Annotated in this window: 20 protein-coding genes and 2 tRNA genes; 4 read left to right on the top strand and 18 right to left on the bottom strand. The window is 71.5% G+C overall.

The genetic code is table 11. From position 1 onward, the window contains the following. The first annotated feature begins 127 nt into the window (after positions 1-127). A complete protein-coding gene (locus tag OG574_RS24915; RefSeq protein WP_326775021.1) occupies positions 128-988 on the top strand; it encodes an endonuclease/exonuclease/phosphatase family protein in 861 nt (286 codons plus the stop codon). On the opposite strand, the gene OG574_RS24910 is transcribed toward OG574_RS24915, so the two are convergent. The 7 genes from OG574_RS24910 to OG574_RS24880 form a co-directional block, all read right to left on the bottom strand. Next, on the bottom strand, positions 985-3,192 hold the full coding sequence (locus tag OG574_RS24910; protein WP_326775020.1) for an ArnT family glycosyltransferase: 2,208 nt from the start codon (positions 3,190-3,192) through the stop codon (positions 985-987). The two genes, OG574_RS24915 and OG574_RS24910, sit on opposite strands and share 4 nt — an antisense overlap. After that, complete coding sequence (locus tag OG574_RS24905) at positions 3,189-4,526, bottom strand: bifunctional glycosyltransferase family 2/GtrA family protein (RefSeq protein ID WP_326775019.1); 1,338 nt, start codon at positions 4,524-4,526, stop codon at positions 3,189-3,191. The genes OG574_RS24910 and OG574_RS24905 overlap by 4 nt, the downstream gene beginning before the upstream one ends. 26 nt (positions 4,527-4,552) lie before the next feature. Beyond that, positions 4,553-6,034, bottom strand: a complete 1,482-nt coding sequence (locus OG574_RS24900) for a sensor histidine kinase (protein WP_326775018.1) — start codon at positions 6,032-6,034, stop codon at positions 4,553-4,555. After that, the gene (locus tag OG574_RS24895) at positions 6,031-6,780 is read right to left on the bottom strand and encodes a response regulator transcription factor (protein ID WP_234374846.1); all 750 of its coding nucleotides are present in this window, start codon (positions 6,778-6,780) and stop codon (positions 6,031-6,033) included. The genes OG574_RS24900 and OG574_RS24895 overlap by 4 nt, the downstream gene beginning before the upstream one ends. A gap of 100 nt (positions 6,781-6,880) precedes the next feature. Further along, positions 6,881-7,852, bottom strand: coding sequence for an amidohydrolase family protein (locus tag OG574_RS24890; protein ID WP_442816847.1), 972 nt, complete (start codon positions 7,850-7,852; stop codon positions 6,881-6,883). Next, positions 7,836-8,159, bottom strand: a complete 324-nt coding sequence (locus OG574_RS24885) for an antibiotic biosynthesis monooxygenase family protein (RefSeq protein WP_324907644.1) — start codon at positions 8,157-8,159, stop codon at positions 7,836-7,838. The genes OG574_RS24890 and OG574_RS24885 overlap by 17 nt, the downstream gene beginning before the upstream one ends. A 199-nt stretch (positions 8,160-8,358) precedes the next feature. After that, complete coding sequence (locus OG574_RS24880) at positions 8,359-9,336, bottom strand: DUF2797 domain-containing protein (protein WP_326775017.1); 978 nt, start codon at positions 9,334-9,336, stop codon at positions 8,359-8,361. 215 nt (positions 9,337-9,551) lie between these two features. Between OG574_RS24880 and OG574_RS24875 the strand changes: the two genes are divergently transcribed. Then, entirely contained in the window at positions 9,552-10,424 is an 873-nt protein-coding gene (locus OG574_RS24875; RefSeq protein WP_326775016.1) for a GNAT family N-acetyltransferase, read from the top strand. Positions 10,425-10,466: 42 nt separating this feature from the next. On the opposite strand, the gene OG574_RS24870 is transcribed toward OG574_RS24875, so the two are convergent. Both OG574_RS24870 and OG574_RS24865 read right to left on the bottom strand, forming a co-directional pair. Next, positions 10,467-10,539, bottom strand: a tRNA-Arg gene (locus OG574_RS24870). A gap of 186 nt (positions 10,540-10,725) precedes the next feature. Then, a tRNA-Ser gene (locus tag OG574_RS24865) sits at positions 10,726-10,816 on the bottom strand. 242 nt (positions 10,817-11,058) lie between these two features. On the opposite strand from OG574_RS24865, the gene OG574_RS24860 reads away from it, so the two are divergent. Beyond that, on the top strand, positions 11,059-11,505 hold the full coding sequence (locus OG574_RS24860; RefSeq protein ID WP_326778604.1) for an SSI family serine proteinase inhibitor: 447 nt from the start codon (positions 11,059-11,061) through the stop codon (positions 11,503-11,505). Between the two features lie 287 nt (positions 11,506-11,792). After that, positions 11,793-16,013: a PAS domain-containing hybrid sensor histidine kinase/response regulator gene (locus OG574_RS24855; protein WP_326775015.1), complete on the top strand. Its 4,221-nt coding sequence runs from the start codon at positions 11,793-11,795 to the stop codon at positions 16,011-16,013. 92 nt (positions 16,014-16,105) lie between these two features. On the opposite strand, the gene OG574_RS24850 is transcribed toward OG574_RS24855, so the two are convergent. The 9 genes from OG574_RS24850 to OG574_RS24810 form a co-directional block, all read right to left on the bottom strand. Continuing rightward, the gene (locus OG574_RS24850) at positions 16,106-17,755 is read right to left on the bottom strand and encodes a long-chain fatty acid--CoA ligase (protein WP_326775014.1); all 1,650 of its coding nucleotides are present in this window, start codon (positions 17,753-17,755) and stop codon (positions 16,106-16,108) included. A gap of 109 nt (positions 17,756-17,864) precedes the next feature. Beyond that, on the bottom strand, positions 17,865-18,506 hold the full coding sequence (locus OG574_RS24845; RefSeq protein WP_326775013.1) for a SigE family RNA polymerase sigma factor: 642 nt from the start codon (positions 18,504-18,506) through the stop codon (positions 17,865-17,867). Between the two features lie 196 nt (positions 18,507-18,702). Further along, the gene (locus OG574_RS24840) at positions 18,703-19,740 is read right to left on the bottom strand and encodes a glycoside hydrolase domain-containing protein (protein ID WP_326775012.1); all 1,038 of its coding nucleotides are present in this window, start codon (positions 19,738-19,740) and stop codon (positions 18,703-18,705) included. Positions 19,741-19,849: 109 nt separating this feature from the next. Next, positions 19,850-21,016, bottom strand: coding sequence for a lipid-transfer protein (locus OG574_RS24835; RefSeq protein WP_326775011.1), 1,167 nt, complete (start codon positions 21,014-21,016; stop codon positions 19,850-19,852). Continuing rightward, on the bottom strand, positions 21,013-21,519 hold the full coding sequence (locus OG574_RS24830) for a MaoC family dehydratase (RefSeq protein WP_442816846.1): 507 nt from the start codon (positions 21,517-21,519) through the stop codon (positions 21,013-21,015). Before OG574_RS24830 ends, OG574_RS24835 begins: the two co-directional genes overlap by 4 nt. Before the next feature lie 44 nt (positions 21,520-21,563). Next, positions 21,564-22,670, bottom strand: coding sequence for an acyl-CoA dehydrogenase family protein (locus tag OG574_RS24825; RefSeq protein ID WP_326775010.1), 1,107 nt, complete (start codon positions 22,668-22,670; stop codon positions 21,564-21,566). Between the two features lies 1 nt (position 22,671). Beyond that, positions 22,672-23,607, bottom strand: coding sequence for a bifunctional MaoC family dehydratase N-terminal/OB-fold nucleic acid binding domain-containing protein (locus OG574_RS24820; protein WP_326778602.1), 936 nt, complete (start codon positions 23,605-23,607; stop codon positions 22,672-22,674). Positions 23,608-23,615: 8 nt separating this feature from the next. Then, entirely contained in the window at positions 23,616-24,854 is a 1,239-nt protein-coding gene (locus tag OG574_RS24815) for an acyl-CoA dehydrogenase family protein (protein WP_326775009.1), read from the bottom strand. A 246-nt stretch (positions 24,855-25,100) separates the two neighbouring features. Next, entirely contained in the window at positions 25,101-25,412 is a 312-nt protein-coding gene (locus OG574_RS24810) for a hypothetical protein (RefSeq protein ID WP_326775008.1), read from the bottom strand. Positions 25,413-25,543: the final 131 nt, after the last annotated feature.

Here is a 25,543-nt window from a genome sequence, read left to right as displayed (position 1 = left end):
CCCTATACGGTGTATGTCGAGTGACGTCGTACACCGTATAGCCGTCCCCGCGCGGCGGCCAAGTCACTTTTCGACGCCCGACACCCGCTAGCGTTCTCCCGCTGAAACCTGATGAGTGAGGGGTCGGATGTCCAAGCACCGCCGCACACCGCATGTTCTGCTCGCCGCCGGGCTGTTGGGGGGACTCGCCGCCGCGCCGCCCGCGCAGGCCGCCGGGGGACCGCCACCCGTCCCGCTGCGCATCGCCACGTACAACATCCACGCCGGTTCCGGCATGGACAACGTCTTCGATCTCGACCGGCAGGAGGCGGCGCTGCGCGCGCTCCACGCCGATGTGATCGGGCTCCAGGAGGTCGACGTCCACTGGGACGCCCGCAGCCAGAACCGGGATCTGGCCGAGGAGTTGGCGGACCGGCTCGGGATGCATGTGTCGTTCGCGCCGATCTACAGCCTCGACCCGGTCGAGGAGGGAGGGCCGCGCCGCGAGTACGGGGTCGCGGTCCTGTCCCGGTATCCGGTCCGCGGCGCCGTCAACCACGAGATCACCCGCCTGTCGACGCAGGACCCGAACCCGGTCCCTGCGCCCGCGCCCGGCTTCGGGGAGGTCGAGCTGAAGGTGCGCGGGGTGCCGGTCCAGGTGTTCGTGACGCACCTCGACTACCGGTCCGACCCCTCGGTACGGGCCGCACAGGTCGCCGACACGCGCAGGATCATGGCCGCGGAACGTACGTCGCCCAGGGACCGCCAGATCCTGCTCGGCGACTTCAACGCGGCGCCGGACGCGCCCGAACTCGCACCGCTGTGGAAGGAACTGATGCCCGCCGACCCGGGGGCGAACACCTTCCCGGCGGCGGATCCGGTCAAGCGGATCGACTACATCGCCGTGGGCGAGGGGGTCCGGGTACGCGACGCGGCGGTGGCCGAGACTCTCGCCTCGGACCACCGCCCGGTTGTCGCCGATCTGGCGCTGACGCGCAAGAGCCGTTAGCTCTTGGGCTTCGTCAGGTCGTAGAAGGTCGAGCTGCCCACGGTGACCTTCGTGTAGTTCTTCTCGACCCAGGACTGGATCTTCGAGGCGGAGCCGCTGCCGCCGCCCATCCCGCCCATGCCGCCACCGATGAAGTAGTGGATCTTCCCGTCCTCGACGTAGCTCTTGAACTGGGCGAGCGTCGGGGACGGGTCACTGCCGTTGAAGCCGCCGATCGCCATGACGGGCTTCCCGGTGGAGAGCTGGTAGCTCGCCGCGTTCTGCGAGCCGATGGCCGCGGCGGCCCAGGTGTAGTCGTCCGCGTTCTTCTCGACGAGGGCCTTGGCCTTGGCGCTGACCTGGGCGCCGTTGAGGAGGCCGCCCATGCCACCGCCGCCTCCCATGCCACCGCGCTCGCCCGTGCGGGCGCCGCCGGGGAGGGTGCCGGTGCCTGTTCCCTGCTGCTTGCCGTTTCCGGTGCCCTGGCCCTGGTTCTGGCCCTGGCCGGGCATGCCGCCGGCCGGGGGCTGGCCCATGCCGCCACCCTGCTGGCCCTGCCCGCCGCCGGCCTGCTGGCCCTGGCCGTTCTGCTGCCCCTGGCCAGGCGGCTGCATCCCGCCGCCGCGCATCCCGCCGTCACCGCCACCGGGGCCCCCGCCCCGGCCGCCCATCATGCTCGCCCCGGCGGGACCGGCCGTCACGATCGACCCGCTGTGCCCGGTGTCGAGCGTGCTGATGGTGTACGCGGTCGGCCCGGCCAGTGCGGCCACGAGACCCACACCGGCGGCGCCGAGCGCCAGTTGCCGGTTCAGCCGGCCCGCGACGGCCAGGCCGAGGCCCGCGGCGACGCCGCCGACGAGGATCACCCAGCGCAGCCACGGCAGATAGTCGGGCGTCCGGTTCAGCAGGACGTACGACCACACGGCCGTCACCGCCACCGTGATGCCGAGCGCCGCGGACGCCGTGAACCTGGCCCGCTCTTCCCACAGCACGGTCGCGCCCATGCCGACGAGCGCGGCCGCGTAGGGGGCGAGGGCCACCGTGTAGTACTGGTGGAAGATCCCGGCCATGAAGCTGAAGACGACCATGGTCATCACCAGCGAGCCGCCCCACGCGAGGAACGCGGCGCGTGCCGTGTCGGTCCGCCGTGCCTTCCATGTGACGACGACACCGGCGATGAGCAGCAACAGCGCGGCCGGCAGGAGCCAGGAGATCTGGCTGCCGATCTCGGAGTTGAACATCCGGTCGATGCCGGTCTCGCCCCACTGGCTGCCGCCGCCGCCCATTCCGCCACCGCCGCCGACGCTGCCGGTCTCCTGGCCGTTGATCCGGCCGAGCCCGTTGTAGCCGAAGGTCAGTTCAAGGAACGAGTTGTTCTGGGAGCCGCCGATGTACGGGCGCGAGGACGCGGGCCACAGCTCCACGACCGCGACCCACCAGCCGCCCGCGACGACCATCGCGAGTCCGGACAGCAGCAGCTGTCCGATCCGCTTGAGCGGCCTGCCCGGCGCGAACACCGCGTACAGGACGGCCAGCGGCGGCAGGATCAGGAACGCCTGGAGGGTCTTCGCGAGGAACGCGAGGCCGACGGCGACGCCCGCCCACACCAGCCACTTCGTCCGGCCGTTCTCCATGCCGCGCAGGACGCAGTAGACCGTGACGGTCATCAGGAGCGCCAGCAGGGCGTCCGGGTTGTTGAAGCGGAACATCAGGGCGGCGACGGGCGTCAGCGCGAACGCCACCACGGTGAGCAGCCCGGCCGCCGCGCTGAACCGGCGACGCACGGCCGCGTACAGGACGCCCGCCGTCGCCACGCCCATCAGGACCTGCGGGACGAGGATCGCCCAGGAGCTGAGGCCGAAGATCCGCACCGAGAGCGCCATCGGCCACAGCGACGCCGGGGGCTTGTCGACGGTGATGGCATTGGCCGAGTCGAGCGAGCCGAAGAACATCGCCTTCCAGCTCTGGCTCCCGGCCTGCACGGCCGCGGAGTAGAACGAGTTGGCGTAGCCGGAGGCGCTCAGGTTCCACAGGTAGGCGAGCGCCACGACGAGCAGCAGACCGAGGAACGCGGGGCGCGCCCAGCGCGGGTCGTCGTCCCGGCCGCGCCAGACCCGGGTGAGCGGGGGCTGCTTGGGGCGGCCGTGTCCCTGGCCCTGAACGGCCGGTGCGGCCGTGGGCGGTGGCAGCGCGGGTGCGTCGGCGGGGAGGTGGGGCAGGGTCATCGTCCGGTCCTCAGTTCGTGGTCGTACGTAGGTCGGGAGGCGTCCGGCGCACCGGGTACGGGCAGCGACGCAGCGGCGGGCGGCTCGGGGAACACCCAGGCCCGGAAGAGCAGGAAGCGCAGCACCGTCGCCGCGAGGTTGGCGGCGACGAGCACCGCGAGTTCCGTGGAGTGCGCCGGGTCCGCGGAGGCGGCGCCGAGCGCGGCGAGCGAGCCGCTGGTCAGGGCGAGCCCGATCGCGAACACGACGAGGCCCTGCGCCTGGTGGCGGACGGCCCGGTCGCGGCCGCGGACGCCGAAGGTGAGGCGCCGGTTGGCGGCCGTGTTGGCGACGGCCGAGACGAGCAGGGCCAGCGCGTTGGCGACCTGCGACCCCGTGAACGTACGGAATCCGGAGTAGAGGAGCAGATAGACGAGGGTCGACAGGGCGCCCACGACGCAGAAGCCGACCAGTTGGCGGGCCAGTCCCCGGGGCACGCCCTGGACCTGGCGGTCGCGCGGGTCGTCGCCGAAGGGGCGGGCGAGCCGGTCCAGGGGGAGCGCGCCGACCGCGAGCGCCCGGCCCACGCGCCACACGCCCTTGAGGTCGTCCGTGGCCGTCTTCACGATGTGCACCGTCGAGTCCGGGTCGTCGACCCAGTCGACCGGCACCTCGTGGATGCGCAGCCCGGCCCGCTCGGCGAGGACGAGCATCTCGGTGTCGAAGAACCAGCCGGTGTCCTCGACGAGCGGCAGCAGGACCCGCGCCACATCGCGCCGGATCGCCTTGAAGCCGCACTGGGCGTCGGAGAAGCGGGCCTGGAGGGAGCCGCGCAGGATCAGGTTGTAGGCACGCGAGATGAACTCGCGCTTCGGCCCGCGCACGACACGTGAACTGCGCGCGAGGCGCGAGCCGATCGCCAGGTCCGAGTGGCCCGAGATGAGCGGCGCGACCAGCGGGAGCAGCGCGTTGAGGTCGGTGGACAGGTCGACGTCCATGTAGGCGAGGACGGGCGCGTCGGACGCGGACCAGACGGTGCGCAGGGCGCGCCCGCGGCCCTTCTGCTCCAGGCGGGCGTGCCGGACCTCGGGGAGCGCGGCCGCTAGGGAGGCGGCGACGTCCGGGGTCGCGTCGGTGGACGCGTTGTCCGCGATCGTGATGCGGAAGCGGTAGGGGAAGGTCCCGACGAGGTGCCGGTGCAGCCTGCGCACGCAGGGACCGAGGTCCCGCTCCTCGTTGTAGACCGGGATCACTACGTCCAGAACCGGTGCATCGCCCACGCCGGCCGGGAGGTGCTCCCGTGCCGGCAGCACCCCCAGGGAGGGGTCGGTGCCCGGAGAAGAATCGGTTCGCATGACACCGACATTCGCCAACTGCCCTGTCAGGCCGGTGTGGTGAGACTGTGGCCCGCCTGTGAGTGCGTGACGGGTTCGCCACAGGCCGGCAGATGGACGGTGAAAACGGTCCGGCCGGGCACGCTGTCGACGGTCACCGCGCCGCCGTGCGCGGCCGCGACGGCCTGCACGATGGCGAGGCCGAGACCGGTCGAGCCGTGGGCCCGGGAGCGTGAGGTGTCGCCGCGCGCGAACCGCTCGAAGACGTGCGGGAGCAGCTCGGGCGGGATGCCCGGTCCGTTGTCCTGCACGTCCAGGCAGACCCACGGCCCGTGCCGGTGCACGCGCGCGGTCACGGTGGTGCCCGGCGGCGTGTGCGTACGGGCGTTGGCCAGGAGGTTCACGAGCACCTGATGGATGCGCTGCCCGTCGGCGAGCACGAGGGCGGGGTCGTCGGGCAGTTCGAGCCGCCACGCGTGGTCCTGGCCCGCCGCGCGGGCATCGCTCAGCGCGTCCACGACCAGCGGTGACAGGTCGGTCGCCTCGTACGACAGGGGGCGGCCGGAGTCGAGCCGCGCGAGCAGCAGCAGATCCTCGACGAGTCCGGTCATGCGGTGGGCCTCGGACTCGATACGCCCCAGCGCGTGCCGGGTGTCGGGCCCGGTCTCCTCGCGGCCGCGCCGGGTGAGTTCGGCGTATCCGCGGATCGAGGCGAGGGGGGTACGCAGCTCATGGCTGGCGTCCGCGACGAACTGGCGGACGCGCGTCTCGCTCTGCTGGCGCGCCTCCAGCGCTCCGTTCACATGGTCGAGCATGCGGTTGAGGGCGGCGCCGACCTGGCCGACCTCGGTGCGCGGGTCGGCCTCGGTGTCGGGGACCCGTTCGTGGAGGGCCACTTCGCCGCTGTGCAGGGGGAGTTCGGAGACGCGGGTCGCGGTGGACGCGACGCGGCGCAGGGGCCGCAGGGCTACGCCGACCATGGCGGCGCCGGCGAGGGACGCGGCGACGAGACCGGCCGCGGTGACGCTGACCTCGACGACGATGAGGGTGCTGAGGGTGTCCTGCACCTCGGTCTCGGGCAGGCCGACCATGGTGTTGCCGCCCGGCTTCGAGGAGATCCGGTAGTCGCCGAGTCCGGGCACGCTGACGCTGTGCGTCCCCCCGTCCTGCGGCACGCTCTCCAGCGCGGTGATCTGCGCGTGCGTCAGCGGAACGACCGGGTTGTCCCGGTCGGCGACGCTCTGCGCGGCCTCGGTGACGCTTCCGTCGGACTCGACGAGGGCGCCGATGGTGCCCGGCCTGCTCGGGCCGGCGAGAAAGTTCAGGTTCTGCGCCTGCCGCTCCGGACCGGGTCCGCCGGTGGACTGGACGACCGCGCCGCGCACCTGCTTGTCGAGCTGGCCGTACAGATAGGTGTGCAGCGAGATGGTGGTCACCGTTCCGATGACCGCGCACACCAGGGCGATCAGCGCGACAGCCGTGATGACGAGCCGCTTGCGCAGGCTGCGCGGCTGCCGCCGTCCGCTCATGACGCGACAGGCACTGCGGGCTTGATGAGATATCCGGCGCCGCGCCGCGTGTGGATCATCGGCTCGCGCCCGGCGTCGATCTTCCGGCGCAGGTACGAGATGTACAGCTCCACGACGTTGGCCTGGCCGCCGAAGTCGTAGCTCCAGACGCGGTCCAGTATCTGCGCCTTGCTGAGGACCCGGCGCGGGTTGCGCATCAGATAGCGGAGCAGCTCGAACTCGGTGGCGGTCAGATGGATGCCGTCCCCGCCGCGCGACACCTCGTGGCTGTCCTCGTCGAGCGTCAGGTCACCCACGACGAGCACGGACTCGCTGCGCCGGTCGGCGGCGCCCGAGCGGCGGATGAGGCCGCGCAGCCGGGCGACGACCTCCTCCAGGCTGAACGGCTTGGTCACATAGTCGTCGCCGCCGGCCGTGAGCCCGGCGATCCGGTCCTCGACGGCGTCCTTCGCGGTCAGGAACAGCACCGGCACGTCCTGGTGCTCGCGCCGCAGCCGGCCGAGCACGGACAGGCCGTCCATGTCGGGCAGCATCATGTCGAGCACGATGGCGTCGGGCCGGAACTCGCGCGCGGTCTGCACCGCGCCCATCCCGTCCCCGGCACTGCGGATCTGCCAGCCCTCGTAACGCAGGGCCATGGAGAGCAGCTCGGTGATCGCCTGTTCGTCGTCCACGACGAGGACCCGGACGGGGGTCCCGTCCGGCCTCAGCAGTTCGGTACGCCCCTGGGGCGAGGTCGCGGTCATGTTGCACACCCTGCGCGCCCGCTCTGAGAACCGGCTTTCGACAACCTGTGAATTCCCTGAGAAACGCACAGCGGTCTCTCAGGAGCGTCAGTCCAAGGAGTTACACCAAGGGGTCAAGGCCGAACAGCCGTGCCCCGTTCCCGTGGCACACGGCCCGCAGCCACTCCTCCCCGAGACCGAGCCGCTCCAGGGCCTCCAGCTGGTGGACATAGGGGTACGGAATGTTGGGGAAGTCGGTGCCCAGCAGGATCCGGTCCCCGAGATCGGCGAGCCGGGCGAGCTCTGCGCGCGGGAACGGGGAAAAACGCTCACTGAAGTCGGTGAACGCCATCGTCGTGTCGAGGCGCACCTCCCCGTACCGCTCGGCCAGGTCGAGGAAGTCCGTGTACTCGGGCATCCCCATGTGGGCCACGATCACCGGCAGCCGCGGATGCCGGGCGAGCAGCCGGGCGACGGGCTCGGGCCCGGTGTGCTTGCCGGGGGCGGGCCCGGAGCCGCAGTGCATGACCACGGGGATACCGGCCTCGGCGAGCATCCCCCACACGGGGTCGAGCAGTTCGTCATTCGGGTCGTACGCCCCGACCTGCACATGCGCCTTGAAGACGCGCGTGCCCGCCTCAATGGCCTCGCGCACGTACCGGTCGGCGCCCGGCTCGGGGAAGAACGTCGACGTGTGCAGACAGCCGGGCGTCCGGCGCGCGAAGTCGACCGCCCATCCGTTGAGCCACTCGGCCATGCCCGCCTTGTGCGGATAGAGCATGGAGGTGAAGGCCTCGACCTCGAACTCCCGCAGCCGCGCGAGCCGTTGCGCCTCTTCCTCCCGGTACGCGATGGGCCAGGCCATCCCGGTCAGCGGCCCCGCCGCGTCGAAGTACTCCCACACCTTCTTCAGGACCCGCTCGGGCATGAAGTGCGTGTGCACGTCGACGAGTCCGGCCAGGCCGTGCCGCTCCCGGAACCGGGCGACCCGATCAGCCTCGCCGACGCCGGCCGTGCTGGTGTCCGCACCGCCCTCCGCGCCGTTCGCCGCGCTGCTCTCCGCGCCGTGCTCCGCGTTACTCTCCGCGCTCAAATCCGTGGCTCCGCTCGACCTTGGCGACATGGAGGGAGTAGCTCTCGTACCACTCGGCGCGCCCGCGCCGCTGGGCCTCCCGGTGCTCCCCGTTCCCGGCCCACTCCTTGAGCCCTTCCTCGTGCCGGAAGTAGGCGACGGTGATCCGCAGCCCGCCTTCCGAGACCGCGGAATCCTCCCCCAGGAACCCCGGTATCTCCCTGACCAATTCCGACATCCGCTCGGCGGTCGCCCCGTACCCGTTGTCTCCGGGCGTGCGCACCGAGGTGAACACGGCGGCGTAGTAAGGCGGTTCGAAGACGGGCACGGGCCGGACGGTACAGGCGGGACCGGAACTGCCCTCCGGCCCGACAGGTGCTACTCCGTGATCACTCATGTCCTCACGATGCGGTGCGGCGACGGACGGTGTCCACCCCCATTGCCCTACGGGAAGCGAGACTTGACCATCCGGTCGGCAAAACCCGGCGCCCCCTCGCGCCTCCTCCTGGAACAGCCTCAGAACAGTCCTAGAACAACCCGCCCTGCAGCGCGGACACCTCTTTCACCGGTTTCACCGGCACGGAGGTCACCACGTCCGCCGCCTCCCGCTCCGACTTCCCCAACGCCTCGAGCCGCCACCCGCCGAGCAGCCGGGTGTCGACCACGAGCCGCCGCCCTTCCCCAAGCTCTCGGCTTCGCTCGAGCAGGGGAGACCCCATTCGCTCCACGAGATGCAGATCCGGCCCCGCGGCGGCGACCAGCGTCCCCACGACCACCCCGCCCTCGACCAACTCGCTCACGACGCTCCCCACGCCCCCGAGCCGCCCACCGCCTGCCGCACCGTCCACTCCGTCCTCGATCCCGAAGACCTCCGCGTGATCGACCACCTCGCACGGCAGCCGCTCCAGCGACTCGGGCCACCCCGCGAGCGCGACGGCCGTGGCATGCGCCCTGGCCAGCTCCCCCGCCCGCTCACCGGCCGGGGGCAGCGCCGCCCGTACGGCCCGCTTCTGCGCGTACGGAATCCGGTCCGGAACGCCGAGCGCGCTGCGCAGCAGTTCCTCCGCCCGCCGCGCCGCCATCAGCGGCCCGCGCCCCAACCACGTGAACGCGACGGCCCCTTGTTCGAGCAGCCGGGCGGACCCCCGCCCGACCCCGGTGATCCCCACCTTCACCATCCCGCTCCCGAACCAGGCCAGATACACGTGGTAGGGTCTCGGGTCGTCCGCCATGGTGTCCGCGGCAACGGAGCGCGCCCGGTCGATCCCGGCGCACTCGGCACACTGCGCGCGCGTCCCCCGCCCGGGCAGCACCGCCGCCGCCGGACACGGCGTACGCCGGCCGCCCCGCCACACCCCGAGACATCTGCGCCCGCCCACGGCCCGGAAAGCCAGCACGTCCCCGAAGGCGAGGGGACTCTCGCGCTCCCCCTTCCCCTCCCCGTACCACCCCAGCGCCGGCCCGCCCCCGACCCGCCACCGCACCCCGGTGCACCACCACGTCATGCTCAGGACGCTACTCCCGGGCACTGACATCGCCAGGGGCTGCGGTGCGTTCCTGCTGTTCGGGGACGTGATCAGGGGTGGGGACCGTGGCAGCGCCGGGCCCTGGCCGCCGTACTCCTGACCGCCGGCCTGACCTGCGCACTCATACCGATCGGGATCACCGTCTGGCTCCTGACGTTCTAGCCGGAGCGGGAGCACATCGGAAACCATGAGGCATGCGACCGTACGACTGGCACCTCACCGAAGACATCGACGACTTTCTCGCCCGGGCCGGAGACTTCCTGCGCTCACGCCCCGCCCTGCACACCACGCCGCTGACGTCGACCGAGAAACTGCGGGCACTCGGCACAGAGGCATACCGTGCGCATGCCCCCGTCTTCGGCACCTTGGAGCGGGCGGGCGAGGTCCGTGCCGTCTTCTACCGCTTCACCCAGCACGGCCCCCTGAGCCTCACCCCTCTCGCCCCCGAGGACGCCGAAGCCCTCGCCGAGCTCCTGGCCGGCCTCGGCCACGTACTCCCCATCGTGAGCGCGGCCCACGACACCTCCACCGCTTTCGCCGAGGCCTGGCAGCGGCACACAGGCGCGACGCCGACACTCAGCACGCGGATCCGTCTGTACCGCCTCGGCACGCTCACCCCACCGGAGCCGGTCCCGGCGGGCCGGGGCCGACGCGTGGGCGAGCAGGACCGCGAGCAACTCTTCCGCTGGCACCGCGAGTTCGCCGCCGACGTCGGGGAAGACGTCACCATCGACGCCGACACCTGGGCCGACACCCGCTTCGGCGACAAGCACTACACGTTCTGGGAGACCCCTGACGGCACCCCGGTCTCCATGGCGGGCATGACCTCGCTGGTCGGCGGCATGGTCCGGGTGGACCCCGTCTACACCCCGGCTCACCTGCGCGGTCGCGGCTACGCAGGCGCTGTGACGGTCGAGGTGACCCGAGCCGCCCTGGCCGCAGGCGCCAAGGAGGTCGCCCTGTACGCAAACCCGGCCAACGCCACCAGCAACGCCCTCTACCAGCGAATCGGATACGTCCCTCTGACCGAATGGGCCGTGTACGACTTCGCCGCCGTACGGGCATAACGCAAGAGGCCCCCGGATCTCTCCGGGGGCCTCTCACCTGTGTGCACTCGGCAGGATTCGAACCTGCAACCTTCTGATCCGTAGTCAGATGCTCTATCCGTTAAGCTACGAGTGCTTGTTCTGTTTTTGTCTCGGTCCCGGCCCCTTCGGCCCGTTCCCGGCGACAGGAAGAACATTACATGACTGCCGCCGTCATGTGAAATCCGTTTGCCGCACCCCTTGCGAGCTGGGCAAACACCGTCTCGCGGGTCCGAAACGCCGAAGCCCCGGTCCATCAGGACCGGGGCTTCGGATCTTGGAGCGGAGGCGGAGGGATTTGAACCCTCGATGGGCTTTAAGGCCCAAACCGCATTAGCAGTGCGGCGCCATAGACCGGACTAGGCGACGCCTCCAGCACGACCCCCCGCGCGAGCGCGAGTGGTGCGTCCAGATGATGACACAGCATCGCGCCGTGTCACCAATTGGCCCCCACGGTACTAGGCGTCCAGGCCGGAGAGCAAAGCCCTTCTGTTCGCCCTCGTGTCCCGGGGCCCACCGCAACATCGCGGGCCGCCCGGCGTTAGACGCGGTGGAGCCGCTCGGGACGGTGCGGTTCCACAGTCTTCTCTTCTCACTCATTCGTGGAGCCCACATGTTGCTGCGCCGCATCGCACTCACCGCCGCCGCCTCCGCCGCCGCACTCTCCGCGGTCCCCGCCGCCCACGCCGACACGGGTCCGCTCCACCTGCCTCAGTTGTTCGCCAAGCCCGCCGTCGAGGACCAGCTACGGGTCGCCGTCACCGGCACGGGTGACGGAAGGGACGGGACGTACGAGCTGGAGTGCGGGCCCTCGGGCGGCACCCATCCGGAACCCGCGAACGCGTGCGCGCGGCTCGACGAGCTGTCCGCGAACGGCCGCGACCCGTTCGCGCCGAGCTCGCCGGACTCCCAGTGCACGATGCAGTACGGAGGCCCCGCGACCGCCCGCGTCACCGGAACGTGGCACGGCCGGCCCGTCGACGCGACGTACAAGAGGACCGACGGCTGTGAGATCTCGCGGTGGCAGGGGCTCATTCCCGTACTGCCCGCGACCGGTCCGTGAACGAGCGCGGTCCATTGTGTGGGGAGCGTGCCAAGGTGCGGCGCGGCGCCGGACACCCTGTGACCAGGCATATGCCCATGCATGACCCGCCGTCGCACGGCCGGGGAGGGCCTCGCCCTCACGCATCTTCATTCCAAGGGCACATCTTCCGCGTGCGACCTCCCTCTCATCCGGCGCCGCGAGCACAACCTCTGCCCGTAGACTCCCTCCCGTGACATGCCGCGAGCCACGTAGGAAGATGGCTCGCGCGGTCGGCAAGGTGCGGTAATCAGGGAGGAAGCGTCGTCGTGAGCAGCAGGCCATCCCGAGGCGCTGCTCGCCTCGCAGCCATACTCGACGCGCTCCCGGACGCGCTGGTGCTGGTCAACGCCAACGGGACTGTCGTCAACGCGAACACCATCGCCCTGGAAGCCTTCGAAGCCCCGGGCACCGCCCTCGTGGGGCGCGGACTGCTCGATCTGCTGCCCGAGTTCGACTCGCGGCTCATCCCCGGATCGATGCGCAGGCCCGACACCACGGACGAGCGCGGGCGCACCAAGCCGACCCGGATGATGGCCCGCCGCACCGACGGCAGCGAGTTCCCCGTCGAGGTCACGAGCGCCAACCTCGCCGACGGCCGCGACGCCGTCGACGGCTACGGCAACAGCTCGTACGGGTCCTACGGCGGCGAGGCCGAGCTGCTGATGCTCGTCGTGCGCGACTTGTCGGGGACCGTCGACACCGAGGCCGAGCTCGCGCGTTCGCAGCGCCAGACCGAGATGATCCTGCGCGCCGCCGCCGAGGGCGTCGTCGGCACCGACACCGACGGACGGATCGTGCTCGTCAACCCGGCCGCCGCGCAGATCCTCGGGTTCCGCGCCAGCGACATGGGCGGACAGGAGCTGCACGCACTCGTCCTCCACTCCCGCGCCGACGGCGAGCCGTTCCCGTACGAGGAGTCCCCGCTCGCCGACACCCTGCGCTCCGGGCGCAAGCACCGGGTGCGCGGGCAGGTCCTGTGGTCGAAGAGCGGCGCGCAGGTGCCCGTCGACATGACGACGGCGCCCGTCCGCGACGGTGACCAACTGGTCGGCGCCGTGATGACGTTCACCGACCGGCGGCCCTACGACGAGCTCGTCGTGGCGCACACGGAGGAGATCGACCGGCGCGACAAGGAGACGGAGCGCGCCGCCACGGAGCACGCGGAGACGCTCGCGCGCACCGTCGAGGAGCACGAGGCGCAGACCGCGCGTGCCGAAGAGGAGCACGCCGCCGAACTCGCCACGATCACCGAGCAGCACACCGAGGAACTCTCCGCCGAGAAGGACCGGATCGCCGCTCTCGCCGAGCGCGAGAAGGACCGTTACGAGGCACTCGCGGCCCGGCACGAGCAGCTCCTCGCCGTCCTCGGCCAGTCGCTGCGCGGCCCCCTCGACGAACTGCGCGGCCAGCTCACCACTCTGGCCGCGGACGACGCGGGCCAGCTGTGGCCCGAGGCCAACCAGATCCTGCACCACCTCGCGGCCGGCTACAGCCGCATGACCACGCTCGTCGACAACGTGCTCGGCTACCAGCTCCTCGACTCCGGCGACGCGCAGCTGACCCGGACGAAGGTGATGCTCGACGCGGTCGTCGCCGCGGGCGTCGACGGGGCGGTCGAGCTGATCGGGCCCGGGCGCGCGCAGTTCGCCGTGCACGCCCCGCCCATCGAGGCCGAGGTCGACGCGGCGCGCCTGGCCACCGCGCTCGCCCACCTCGTCGCGGACGTCGCAGGGATCGACGCCACCGGCAACGCACGCGTGGGCGTCGTACCGACCAGCGGCGTCGGCGGATACGTGGACTCGACGATCGTCGTGGCGGCGGCGCTGCGCGGCGAGAGCGTCCGTATCGAGGTGCGCGGGCCCTACACGGGCGGCGACCCGGTGCACGAGCCCATCGTGCGCGGCATCGTGCGGGCGCACGGCGGCGTGCTCCAGACGCACGAGGTGCCCGGGATGAGCGGCAGCGCGTATGTGCTCGAGGTGCCGATCGGGGGCGGGGCCGGGGCGGTTCCGGTGGCTGGTCCTTCGGGTGTTGTCGGGGCGGCTGTTCCCGGTACGGCTGTCGAGGTCGCGTCGCAGGCCGGTCCCGCCGGTGCGGAGGCGCGGGCCGGAGCCTTGCTGCCCGAGCAGGCGTCGGGTACGCGCGGCGGGCGGCGGCGGGCCCGGCGGGCTTCGGGCGCGTCGGTGGACTCATTCTTGGAGAGCGGTGTCGCGGGTGCCGTGCCGGACGCCGACGAGGCCGGGCAGGGTGGCGGTGGCTCGGAGGCTGCCGCTCCGACCGGGCGACGCAGGCGGCGGGCCGAGGAGGGCGCGACCGCGGGAACGCCCGGGAGCGCTCAGGGGCAGCTGCCGGCGCAGGCCACGCAGACTCCGGCCGGCGGGACACCTGCGGGTGACGCGGGGGCCGGGACCGGCACGGGGCGTCGGCGTGGGCGGCCCAATCCGGCCGAGGTCGCCGTTCCCGAGGGAGCCGCTGGTCCCGGTGCCGCTGAGGGTTCCGTGATGACCGCTGCAGAACACGCCGCCGGAGCCCCCGCCCTGGGCGAGACCGTGCCGCCGCAAGGTGTGCCGGTCGGAGCGTCCTCGGGCCGGCGGGCCCGGCGCGACTCGGAGCCGGCCGCGCTGCCTGCCGGTGGTTCAGGTCGGGCCGGGGCTGCCGACGCGTCTCAGGCCGGGCAGAACGTCCCCGCCGGGCGTCGCGCACGCCGCGCTCTCGGCAGCGCCCCGGAGCGGGAAGCCGAGCAGAGCAGCACCGCGCGCACCGTATTCGCGCTGCCGCCCGCTGAGGCCGACCGGACGACGCCCGAGCCGGATGCCGCTACGGGCGCCGACACCGACGCGACTGCGGCCACCGGTAGGGGTGCCGGCGGAGAGCGGCACGACGCCGCGCAGGGTCACCCCTCCGACGACCACACTCCGCCGCAGCCGCACCCTGTCCAGACGGTTCCGGCGGCGCGCGCCGCGCTGCCGCCGGAGAACGGTGCCAGGCCCCGCGCCGCGCAGCCCCTCCCCGCCGAGGCCCCGTCGGCAGACCCCAACTCGACTCAGGGCCGCGCCATAAGCGTACGAACGCTGGGGCAGGGCGTTCCCTTCGGACGTCAGATCGCCGAGCAGCAGCGCCCGCCGCGGCCCCAGTCGGCGGCCCCCGGCACGGCCCAGCCGCTGCCGAGCCCACAGCCCAATTCACCGGCGGCCGCACAGCCGAACCGCGCGAACCAGCCCAGCCAGGCGAACCCGGCCAGCCCCACGACGGGCAAGCAGCCCGGTCCGCAGGCGAAGCAGGCGTCCGGCACGCAGGGCGGCGCGCAGGGCGGTCCGTCCGGCCCGAAGTCCGGGCAGCAGCCCGTTCAGTCGGCCGGCGGCAACCCGTCCCTCCAGGTCCCGCTGCCTCCCCAGGTCCCGCAGCCCGCGGCGGCCCCGCAGGAGCAGACGCAGCACACGCTCGGCGGCTCCGGTCGCCGGCGCAGGCTGTCCACCCGGCCCGATCCCGCCGGCACCCAGCCGGAGACCGCGGCCCGCCCGCACCCGCAGGCCCCGTCACAGTCGTCGCCGGCGCAGCCGAAGGCTCAGCCCCAGACGCCGTCCGGCCAGTCCCAGCCCGGTCAGCCGCAGTCTCTGCTGTCGTCGTCATCGGAGGGCCGCGGACGTTCGTACGCGATCGGCGCCCCCGACCAGGACGCCGATGAGGGGCCCGAGCCGCTGGACGGGCCCGGCGGCGCCGTCGAGCTGGCGATCCGGCCCCAGCCGCAGCCGATGGACGACGAGCTGCCCCCGGAGCCGCTCGACAACCCGCGCCGGCTCCTGGTCTGGCCCGCGCCCGACGCCACCACGCAGCAGGCCCTGAGCGACCGCGGTTACCGCCCGGTGACGGTGCACTCCCGCGAGGAGGTCGACGCGCAGATCGCGGCCTTCCCCGCCGCGCTCTTCGTCGACCCGCTGACCGGACCGATCACGCGCACCGCGCTCCAGTCGCTGCGCCAGGCCGCCGTCGCCGCCGAGGTTCCCGTCCTGGTGACGGCCGGGCTCGGACAGGCGACGCGCGAGGCCGCGTACGGGGCCGATCCCGCCGTCCTGCTGAAGGCCCTCGCGCCTCGGGACAGTGAGCAGCACCCCTCGCGTGTGCTGCTCATCGAGGAGCGCGAGGAGATCGCGCTCGCGCTCACCGCGACGCTTGAGCGGCGCGGGATGCAGGTCGCGCGGGCGGGTTCCGACGCGGATGCGGTAACGCTGGCCGCGCAGATGCGGCCGAACCTGGTGGTGATGGACCTGCTCCAGGTGCGTCGCAGGCGCGCAGGGATCGTCGACTGGCTGCGCGCGAACGGCCAGTTGAACCGCACGCCCCTCGTCGTCTACACCGCCGCCGTCGAGGAGGCCGAGCTGCCGCGCCTGGCCGCGGGCGAGACCGTCCTGTTCCTGGCGGAGCGTTCGACGAGCGACGAGGTACAGGGCCGGATCGTGGACCTGCTCGCGAAGATCGGCACCAACTGAGCATCCGCGACTGACACACCCACAACTGACAAACAGGGGCGGCCCGTTCGGGCCGCCCCTGTTTCACGTGAAACCGTCGCTGAGCTGTGGGCTCAGAGCCGCGTGATGTCCAGTTCCCCTTCGGCGTACTGCTTGCGCAGCACCTTCTTGTCGAACTTGCCGACGCTCGTCTTCGGCACCGCGGTGATCACCGTCCAGCGCTCCGGGAGCTGCCACTTGGCGACCTTCTCGCCGAGGAACGCGCGCAGGATCTCGAAGTCGGCGCTCGCGCCGTCCTTCAGGACAACGGTGGCGAGCGGGCGCTCGCCCCACTTCTCGTCGGGTACGGCCACAACGGCTGCCTCGGCGATGTCCGGGTGGGACATCAGGGCGTTCTCGAGGTCGACGCTGCTGATCCACTCACCACCGGACTTGATGACGTCCTTGGCACGGTCGGTAAGGGTGAGGAAGCCGTCGGGGCTGATCGTGCCGACGTCACCCGTCTTGAGCCAGCCGTCGTCGCTGAACTTGTCGGCGGGACGCAGCGGTTCACTGTCGGGGCCCGAATAGTACGCACCCGCTATCCACGGCCCGCGGACCTCCAGCTCACCGGCCGACTCGCCGTCCCAGGCCAGCAGTTCGCCGTCGGGGCCCGAGAGCCGCGCCTCGACGCCGGCCGGGAACCGGCCCTGGGTGAGGCGGTACGCGAACTCCTCGTCGGTGCCGACCGCCGCGGCCGGCGGCCGGGCGACCGTGCCGAGGGGAGACGTCTCCGTCATGCCCCAGGCGTGGCAGACCCGCATGCCGAGCTCGTCGAAGGCCTTCATGAGCGAGGGCGGACAGGCCGAGCCGCCGATGGTGACCTGCCCGAGCGAACTCACGTCGCGAGGCTTCGCGGTGAGCTCCGCGAGCAGGCCCTGCCAGATGGTGGGGACGGCCGCCGCGTGCGTGGGGCGTTCGCTCTCGATCATCTCGGCCAGCGGCGCGGGCTGGAGGAAGCGGTCCGGCATCAGCATGTGCACGCCGGTCATGAACGTCGCGTGCGGCAGGCCCCACGCGTTCACATGGAACTGCGGCACCACGACGAGCGAGGTGTCCTCGTCGGTCAGGCCCATGGACTGCGTCATGTTGACCTGCATGGAGTGCAGGTAGATCGAACGGTGCGAGTAGACAACGCCCTTGGGGTCGCCGGTGGTGCCGGAGGTGTAGCAGAGCGCGGCGGCCTGGCGCTCGTCGAGCTGCGGCCAGTCGTACGCGACCGGCTTTCCGGCGATGAGCTCCTCGTACTCGTGGACCTGGGGGCGCGCTCCCTCGAGGAGCGAACGATCGCCGGGACCGGAGACGACGATGTGCTCCACGCCCGTGAGGGACAGCAGGAGCGGCGCGAGCAGCGGCAGCAGGGAGCCGTTGACGATGATCACGCGGTCGGCGGCGTGGTTGACGATCCACACCAACTGCTCGGCGGGAAGCCGCAGGTTCAGGGTGTGCAGTACGGCGCCCATGGAAGGGATCGCGAAGTAGGCCTCGACGTGCTCCGCGTTGTTCCACATCAGAGTCGCCACGCGGTCGTCGTCCACGATGCCGAGGTTGTCGCGCAGAGCGTGCGCCAGCTGGGCGCTGCGGTCGCCGATCTCGGCGAAGCTCCGGCGCTGCGGCCCGCTCTCACCGGTCCAGGTGGTCACCTGGGACGTGCCGTGGATCGTCGACCCATGGGTCAGGATCCTCGAGATCAGCAGTGGTACGTCCTGCATCGTGCTCAGCACGGCGTCCTCCCGGTGGGCGCTACGGCGCAGCAATGTTCCGCCGATTCTCACCGCATACCAGTCGGTATGTCACTAGCCCCGGGAATGATCGATCAGAGAGTCGTCCTGCTCAGCTCTGGGCCGGGCGCAGTTCCGGGTCCTCGCGAAGTTTGCCGAGGGCCCGTGAGACCGCGCTCTTGACCGTGCCGACGGACACCCCGAGCACCTCGGCCGTCTGAACCTCGCTCAGGTCCTCGTAGTACCGCAGGACGACCATCGCGCGCTGACGGGCCGGCAGTTTCATGATTGCGCGCCACATCGCGTCGTGCAGGGCCTGGTGCTCGGCGGGGTCGGCCGCCGCCACGGTCTCCGGCTCGGGCAGCTCGTCGCAGGCGAACTCGTCGACCTTCCGCTTACGCCACTGCGACGTACGCGTGTTCAGCAGGGCCCGGCGCACATAACCGTCGAGCGCGCGGTGGTCCTCGATGCGGTCCCACGCCACATACGTCTTGGTGAGCGCGGTCTGGAGCAGGTCCTCGGCATCGCACGGGTTCGCCGTCAGCGACCGGGCGGTCCGCAGCAGCACGGGCTGCCGCGCCCGTACGTACGACGCGAACGACGGGTACGACTTGTGCGGCCCGTACGGCGTCGAGTGGGCGGCCGGCGGGCACGGCGCCGGGTGGGAAGAGTGAGGCGTCATCGCGGCTCGCGGCGCGCTGCGCGTCGCGGCATCCGATGCACTGGAGCAGACAGGCGCCATGGTTGCGGTCATGGCTCCACGCTAGGAGCGCCCCCTACCCTCGCGGATCGGCCGCAGGTCCCGAAGCGGTGTCCGCCTCAGGTTGTAGGAGTGGTGGTATCCCCACCTCCTGAAGGTGGAGGACGCCGTACGCACCCCTGAGGGTTCATCCCTGAGAGCCAATCCATGGGCTTCGTTCCACTCTGCCACTCCCGCGGACCGGGACGCGTCATCGGATGCGGGCCACCGGCGCGTGCACCAGATTCCGGTCGATGACGAGGGTCCGCCCGCCGTGCCGCTCCTTCACGTTCCCCGCGTACTGGTGGATCCTGCGCTGCCGGCTCCAGGCGGACCGCCACAGCACGGGCTCCCGGGACAGCCGGGGCCGCGTGTGCCAGCGCGCGAACCAGATCACCGACGGCAGATCCCGCACTCCCGCCCGCGCCGCGGCCCGCATGTGCGCCACCCCGGAGTCGGCACTGCTGTAGAACCCCGGCACGTACCCCTTCGCGCGCACCTGCCGGTCCCAGCCCCGCACAAAGGCGAGCGTCGTGCGGGCGCACTTCTTCTGCCGGTACTTGTATGCCTCCATGTCGAGATAGAGCGGGCTGCCCGGCCGGATGCCGACGGCCCACGCCCTGCGTACGGCGTCCCGCCCCTCCCGCACTCCCTCGCTCCAGGCGTGACGGCCGATGCGGTAGACCTTCTTGTGCCGCTCGACCACACACGGAGACTGCGAACCGACGTACACCGGCAGCACCCGCCACCCCAGCCGCTGCACCCCCTTCATCCAACGGTGCCCGAGCCGGGGCTGATGAGGACAGGCTCGCCCACGGCCCCCGTAGTACACGCCCACCGCCCCGTACTTCGACGCCCGCCACCGCCGCATGGTGTCGAGCGACGGCGCCATGCAGGTGTCGAATGCCAGCCCGCGGAACGTCCGGGGGTTGGAGAGCGAGGGCAGGAGGGGTTCGGAGGTGGAGGGACCTTCGGCGGGAGCCGGGGCCGGGCCGGGGGCCGGTGCCGGGGCGTCGAGTGTGGCGTCGTCGTCGAGTGCGGAGTCGGGGAAGGTGGCGAGGCCCCGCGACGCGAGGTCGGCCAGAGGGTCGGGGAAGGTGACGACACTCGGTGGCGCGAGGTCGGCCAGAGGGTCGGGGTGGGCGTCGGGGTGGGGGCCGTGCGTCGGCGACGGCTGGGGGAGGCCGGGTTCGCCCCGCGCCGACGCGGGGAGGGCGGTCAGCGCCATCAGAACCAGCACCAGACCCACGACTAGCTTCCGGCGGCGCCTATGGCGAGTGCGGTGCATAGGGTAAGTGCGGTGCATAGGGCGAGTGAAGGGGCCGGGGTGGGAACCGGCCCCGGGACACACCCCTCGTTCAGCCGTCCGCTCCCAGAATCAGACCCGATGTGGGGACGCCGGTCCCCGCGGTCACCAGCGCCGTGGCGGCGCCGGCTATCTGGTTCACCGCCGTGCCCCGCACCTGTCTGACGGCCTCCGCTATGCCGTTCATCCCGTGCAGGTACGCCTCGCCGAGCTGCCCACCGTGCGTGTTGAGCGGAAGCCGTCGCTCCGCCACGAAGTCCGCCGCCTCACCCGGCCCGCAGAAGCCGAACTCCTCCAGCTGCATCAGCACGAACGGCGTGAAGTGGTCATAGAGGATCCCGACGTCTATCTCGCCCGGCGCCAGCCCCGCCGACCGCCACAACTGCCGTGACACCACACCCATTTCAGGCAGACCCGTCATGTCGTCCCGGTAGAAACTCGTCATCTGCTCCTGGTTGCGCCCGGCCCCCTGGGCCGCCGCCGTGATCACGGCGGGCCGGTGCGGCAGGTCGCGGGCCCGCTCGACGCTGGTGACGACGATCGCCTGCCCGCCGTCGGTCTCCTGACAGCAGTCGAGCAGCCGCAACGGCTCCACGATCCACCGCGACGCCGCATGGTCCTCCAGCGTGATCGGCTTCCCGTGGAAGTACGCCGCCGGATTGGTGGCCGCATACGCGCGGTCCATGACGGCGACATGCCCGAACGCCTCAGGGCCCAGGCCGTACGCGTGGAGATAGCGCTGCGCCGCCATCGCCACCCACGACGCGGGCGTGAGCAGCCCGAACGGCAGTGCCCAGCCGAGCGCCGCCCCCTCCGCCGACGGCTCCCGATGCTGCACCCCCGAGCCGAACCTCCTGCCGGAGCGCTCATTGAACGCCCGGTAGCAGACGACCACTTCGGCCACCCCGGTCGCCACGGCGAGCGCAGCCTGATGCACTGTGGCGCAGGCTGCACCACCGCCGTAGTGGACACGAGAGAAGAAGGAGAGATCCCCTATCCCGGCCGCCTGCGCGACGGTGATCTCCGGGCTGGTGTCCATGGTGAACGTGACCATGCCGTCGACATCGGCGGGGGAGAGCCCGGCGTCGTCCAGCGCCGCCCCCACCGCCTCCACCGCCAGCTTCAGCTCACTGCGCCCGGAGTCCTTGGAGAACTCGGTCGCCCCGATCCCGACGATCGCCGCCCGCCCGCCAAGACTGTCCTTCGCCCGCACGCTCATGCCGGCCTCCCCGACACCGAGGGACGGGACGGCGTGCTCGTGGGGCTCGGGGGGTTCGGGGGGTTCGGGAGGGCGACTGTCACCGTCCCGGTGACGTGCTTGCCCAGCCCGTTGGCCCCGACGATCCGCACCACCACCGTGGCACCGCCGCCGGGCTCACTTCCGTGCCCGCTCCCGCCGGCGTCCCCCTCTTGGACCTCAGCCACCGTCCCGGTCAACACCATGGTGTCTCCTGGGTAGTTGGGGGCGCCCAGCCGTATCGCGACCTTGCGCAGAACCGCTGCGGGGCCGAAGTGATCGGTGACGTAACGGCCGACCAGTCCGTTCGTCGTCAGGATGTTCATGAAGATGTCGGGGGAGCCCTTCTCCTTGGCGAGCTCCGCGTCATGGTGCACGTCCTGGTAGTCACGGGACGCGATGGCTCCGGAGACGATCAGTGTCCGGGTGACCGGAATCTCCAGCGGCGCCAGCTCCGTGCCGACCCCCACAGCTACCTCCGTCACAGCGGCTTCCCCCTCTTCCCGATCCATTCCCTCCCCCTCCGCCTTCACTTCCGCACCCACGTCATCCCCGCCCCCGCCGCACCGTTCCCGTCGTCTCCGGCGATCAAGTCGCCCAGCTCCGCGAGCAGTTCACCCCCGCATCCCAGATACGCATCGAGCTGTCTGCCCCACAAGAAATGCCGGTGCACGGGATGCTCCAGGTCGGCGCCCATGCCGCCGTGCAGATGCTGCCCGGCATGCACGACCCGTCTGCCCGCCTCCGATGCCCACCAGGCCGCGGTCAGCGCATGGCCCGCGTACGGCACCCCCTCGTCCCGTCGCCATGCCGCCTCGTACGCGGTGACACGGATGGCCTCCGTATCCATATAGGCGTCAGCTGCCCGGAGTTGGACCCCTTGCTTGGCCGCGAGTGGTCTCCCGAACTGTTCCCGCTCGTTCGTGTACTCCACGGCCCGCGCCAGCGACCCCGCGCAGACCCCGGCCTGGAGCCCCGCGAACGCGGTCCGCGCCATCGCCAGCACATCGTCGTACGCACCGGCCCCGCCGAGCCTCTCCGCCGGCGCCCCGTCGAGAACGAGCCGGCCCGCCGACCAGGGTGCGCTGAGCTCGACCGCATCGCAGCCGGCATCGGCCGTACGCACTCTCCACAGACCCCGGTCGGCCGTCGCCACCAGAACCCAGGACGCGTCCCGAAGCCAGGGAACCCAGGGCACCACCCCCGTGAGCCGCCCCGCGCCCCCACCGGTCCCTGCTTCTCCTGCCTCTAGTTCCTCCGCGCCGGTGACCCGCACTCCGGCCTGCGCCGGAAACGCCCCCGTGGCCACCTCCGTCCCGTCCCGCAGGCCCGGCAGCAGCCGGTCCCGCTGCTCGGAGGTGCCATGCCCCGCCACCGCGAGCAGTCCGTACACGCAACTGGCGGCGAACGGCACCTGCGCCGTCGTCCGGCCCTGCTCCTCCAGCATCAGCACGAGTCCGAGCAGCCCGGTCTCCTCCACCGCCCCCGGCAGACCGGCGGAGCCGAGCGCCTTCCACAGCTCGGGGTCCGTGCCGGTGCCGGCCGCCGCGAGACGCTCGGGGGTCGACAGGTCACCGAAGATCCGCGCGGCCAGACCGGCGGCGGCCGCCTGGTCCTGCGCAGGTGTGAAGTCCACGTCAGCCCTCCCCTCCCGCAACGACACCCGAACCGTCGCCAGCCCGGAAGACCGGCAGCTCCAGCTCCTCGTCCACCCGAAGGAATTCGAGCCGTACCGGCATCCCTATTCGGACCTTGTCGTACGGCACCCCGACCACATTGCTGATGATCCGGACGCCTTCGGCCAGCTCGACCAGACCCACCGCGTACGGCGGGTCGAAGGCCGGGAAAGGCGGGTGGTGCATCACCACGTACGAGAAGACGGTCCCCTCGCCGCTCGCCTCGACCGTGCTCCAGTCCTGCGAGGCGCACGCGCCGCACCCCGGCAGCCAGGGAAAGCGCAATGCCCCGCACCCCTCGCAGCGCTGGATGAGGAGGCGGTGCTCGCGGACTCCTTCCCAGAACCCCGCGTTGTCCCGGTTCACCACCGGACGGGGCCGCAGGGCCTGCTGCTCCCGCGCTCCCCTCACCGCACGCCCTGCCCGCGCCGCGGGAGCGTACTTGAGAATCCGGAAGCGATGCGTCCCGGCGAGCTCGCCGTCCGCCCTGACATCCATGCGCGTCGTGACGAAGTGCCCCGTGCCCAGCTTCGTCGTCTTGCGCTCGGACACCGACTCGATGACCGCGTCGAAAGTGATCGCTTCACCGGGCCGCAACGGACGCAGATACTCCTGCTCGCAATCGGTGGCGACGACCGAGGTGTACCCCGCGCCGTCCAGCAGCGCGAACAGCTCGTCGTAGGCGCCGCTGCGCCCCTGATGCCCGGAGAGCCCACCCATCGTCCAGGCCTGGAGCATGGTCGGCGGCGCTATGGCGTCGGGCCCCTCGTACGCGGGATTGGTGTCACCCATCGCCTCGCACCAGTGCCTGATCATCGGCACGTTGACCAGGTCCTTGCCGACCCCTGAGGTGGCCGCAGGCAGCCCTTCGAAGGCCTTCAGCGCCTCGGACGTCATCTCGCCGGTCACCGCCGCCCCCTCCTCATCCCGAGCCGCATCGTCGCGACGATCTCCCGCTGCACCTCGCTCACGCCGCCCCCGAACGTGTTGATCTGCGCCGCCCTGTTCATCCGCTCCAACTCCCCCTCCGCCGTCCCGCCCCGAGCAGCACCGCCCGACCCACCACCACCGGACCCAGCACCCGCGTCACCACCGGCCCCGCCCCCGAACGCCCCGGGCGACCCGGCTCGAACCAGCGCCGCGTCGCCCGCGATCTCCTGACACATTCGGTACACCTCGACCGCCGATTCGGTTCCCATGAATTTCACGCCGCTCGCGTCGCCCGGCGCGAGCCGCCCCGCCCCGACGTCCCCCACCAAACGCCAGTTGAGCAGGCGCGTTGCCGCCAGACGGGCATGCACCTCGGCCAGCCGCGACCGCACCCACGGCAGGTCGATCCGGCGTTCCCCCGTCACCGGATCGGGTGAACGAACCGCTTCGAGCACCGCCGCGTAGAAGTCCTCCGCCTGCATCCCGATCGCGGCGAGCGCGACCCGCTCGTGGTTGAGCTGATTGGTGATGAGACCCCAGCCGCCGTTCTCGTCCCCGACGAGATTCGAGGCGGGAACGCGGATCCCGTCGTAGTACGTGGCGGTGGTGGTCAGCCCGCCGACGGTCTCGATGGGCGTCCAGCTGAAGCCGGCGGCGTGCGTCGGCACAAGAATGATCGAGATGCCCTGGTGCTTGGCGGCTTCGGGGTCCGTGCGGCAGGCCAGCCAGATCCAGTCGGCGTTCTGCGCGTTCGACGTGAATACCTTCTGCCCGTCGATGATCCAGTCGTCGCCGTCCCGGACAGCCCGCGTCCGCAGCGAGGCGAGATCGGTCCCCGCCGACGGCTCGCTGTACCCGATCGCGAAGACCAGCTCCCCTTTGAGGATCCGCGGCAGGAAGTACGCCTTCTGCTCCTCGGTCCCGTACTTGATCAGGGTCGGTCCGACGGTGTTCAGGGTCACCATGGAGACCGGCGCGCCCGCGCGGTACGCCTCGTCGAAGAAGACGAACTGCTCGTCGGGGCCCCGGCTTTGGCCGCCGTACTCGACGGGCCAGCCGAGCCCGAGGAGGCCGTCGGCACCGATGCGGCGCAGCAGGCGCCGCTGGGCCGTTCGATCATCGTGGGCGGGCGGCCCGTCCGGCATCAGTTCACGGAAGTAGGCGCGCAGTTCGGCGCGGAGTTCATGCTGGCGCTCGGTGGGGGCGAGGTGCACGGCGGCGGCCCTCCCGGACCTCGTACGAACAAGGGTCTCTGACCGTCCGCTTCCGATGGAAGCTTTCTGACTGACCGTCAGATTCGGTACGACTGTCCGTCAGGTTCGGTACGGGTGTCAAGGGATCAGCACGCGCGCGTGAAGGGCTGCTCGGTGCGCGAAAACGCCTGTGCGGCGATGCCTAAGCACCGCCGCACAGATGTCACGCACCCCTGGGAATGGCCCCCGCCGACAGGAGCCCGCAGGTCACCAGAGCTTGGTGAAGCGCACCGCGATGTTCTCGTTCGACTGGTCGATGGCCGTGAACGCGGAGCCGTTCACCTGGGCCGTGTTGTTCTGGTTCGAGGCGCCGGAGCCCACCGCCTGCTGCTGGCTGGTGGACGAGTTGCCGTGGTTGTTGCCGCCGACACCACTGCCGCTCACGGTCGCCACACCCGCGTTCGATCCGTTGTCCGCGAAGGACCCGTTGTCGGCCATCGCCACCCCCGAGAAGAGGGCTGCCGCGAGGGGCAGGGCGGCGACGGCGGCGAGGACGCGGGCGGTACGGATGTGTGCCATGTCAATTCCTCCGAGAAGCAGTAACTGCTGGTTGGTCCAAGGCAGTTGGCCGACCGCCTCGGTCGTTGCTCACGACGTCGCGAGATCAGAATTGCCCACCGAATCCCCGTCGAACCAGGCCGGAAGGCACT

Source organism: Streptomyces sp. NBC_01445, from assembly GCF_035918235.1.
Classification (GTDB): Bacteria; Actinomycetota; Actinomycetes; order Streptomycetales; family Streptomycetaceae; genus Streptomyces.
The sequence above is the reverse complement of the archived record's forward strand: the minus strand, read 5'-3'. Positions and strand labels throughout refer to the sequence as shown.

Coding starts and splice junctions, on each gene's coding strand:
- OG574_RS24915 (WP_326775021.1), top strand. CDS start 128: ATGTCCAAGCACCGCCGCACACCGCATGTTCTGCTCGCCGCCGGGCTG.
- OG574_RS24910 (WP_326775020.1), bottom strand. CDS start 3,192: ATGACCCTGCCCCACCTCCCCGCCGACGCACCCGCGCTGCCACCGCCC.
- OG574_RS24905 (WP_326775019.1), bottom strand. CDS start 4,526: ATGCGAACCGATTCTTCTCCGGGCACCGACCCCTCCCTGGGGGTGCTG.
- OG574_RS24900 (WP_326775018.1), bottom strand. CDS start 6,034: ATGAGCGGACGGCGGCAGCCGCGCAGCCTGCGCAAGCGGCTCGTCATC.
- OG574_RS24895 (WP_234374846.1), bottom strand. CDS start 6,780: ATGACCGCGACCTCGCCCCAGGGGCGTACCGAACTGCTGAGGCCGGAC.
- OG574_RS24880 (WP_326775017.1), bottom strand. CDS start 9,336: ATGACGTGGTGGTGCACCGGGGTGCGGTGGCGGGTCGGGGGCGGGCCG.
- OG574_RS24875 (WP_326775016.1), top strand. CDS start 9,552: ATGCGACCGTACGACTGGCACCTCACCGAAGACATCGACGACTTTCTC.
- OG574_RS24845 (WP_326775013.1), bottom strand. CDS start 18,506: ATGACCGCAACCATGGCGCCTGTCTGCTCCAGTGCATCGGATGCCGCG.
- OG574_RS24835 (WP_326775011.1), bottom strand. CDS start 21,016: ATGAGCGTGCGGGCGAAGGACAGTCTTGGCGGGCGGGCGGCGATCGTC.
- OG574_RS24820 (WP_326778602.1), bottom strand. CDS start 23,607: ATGACGTCCGAGGCGCTGAAGGCCTTCGAAGGGCTGCCTGCGGCCACC.
- OG574_RS24810 (WP_326775008.1), bottom strand. CDS start 25,412: ATGGCACACATCCGTACCGCCCGCGTCCTCGCCGCCGTCGCCGCCCTG.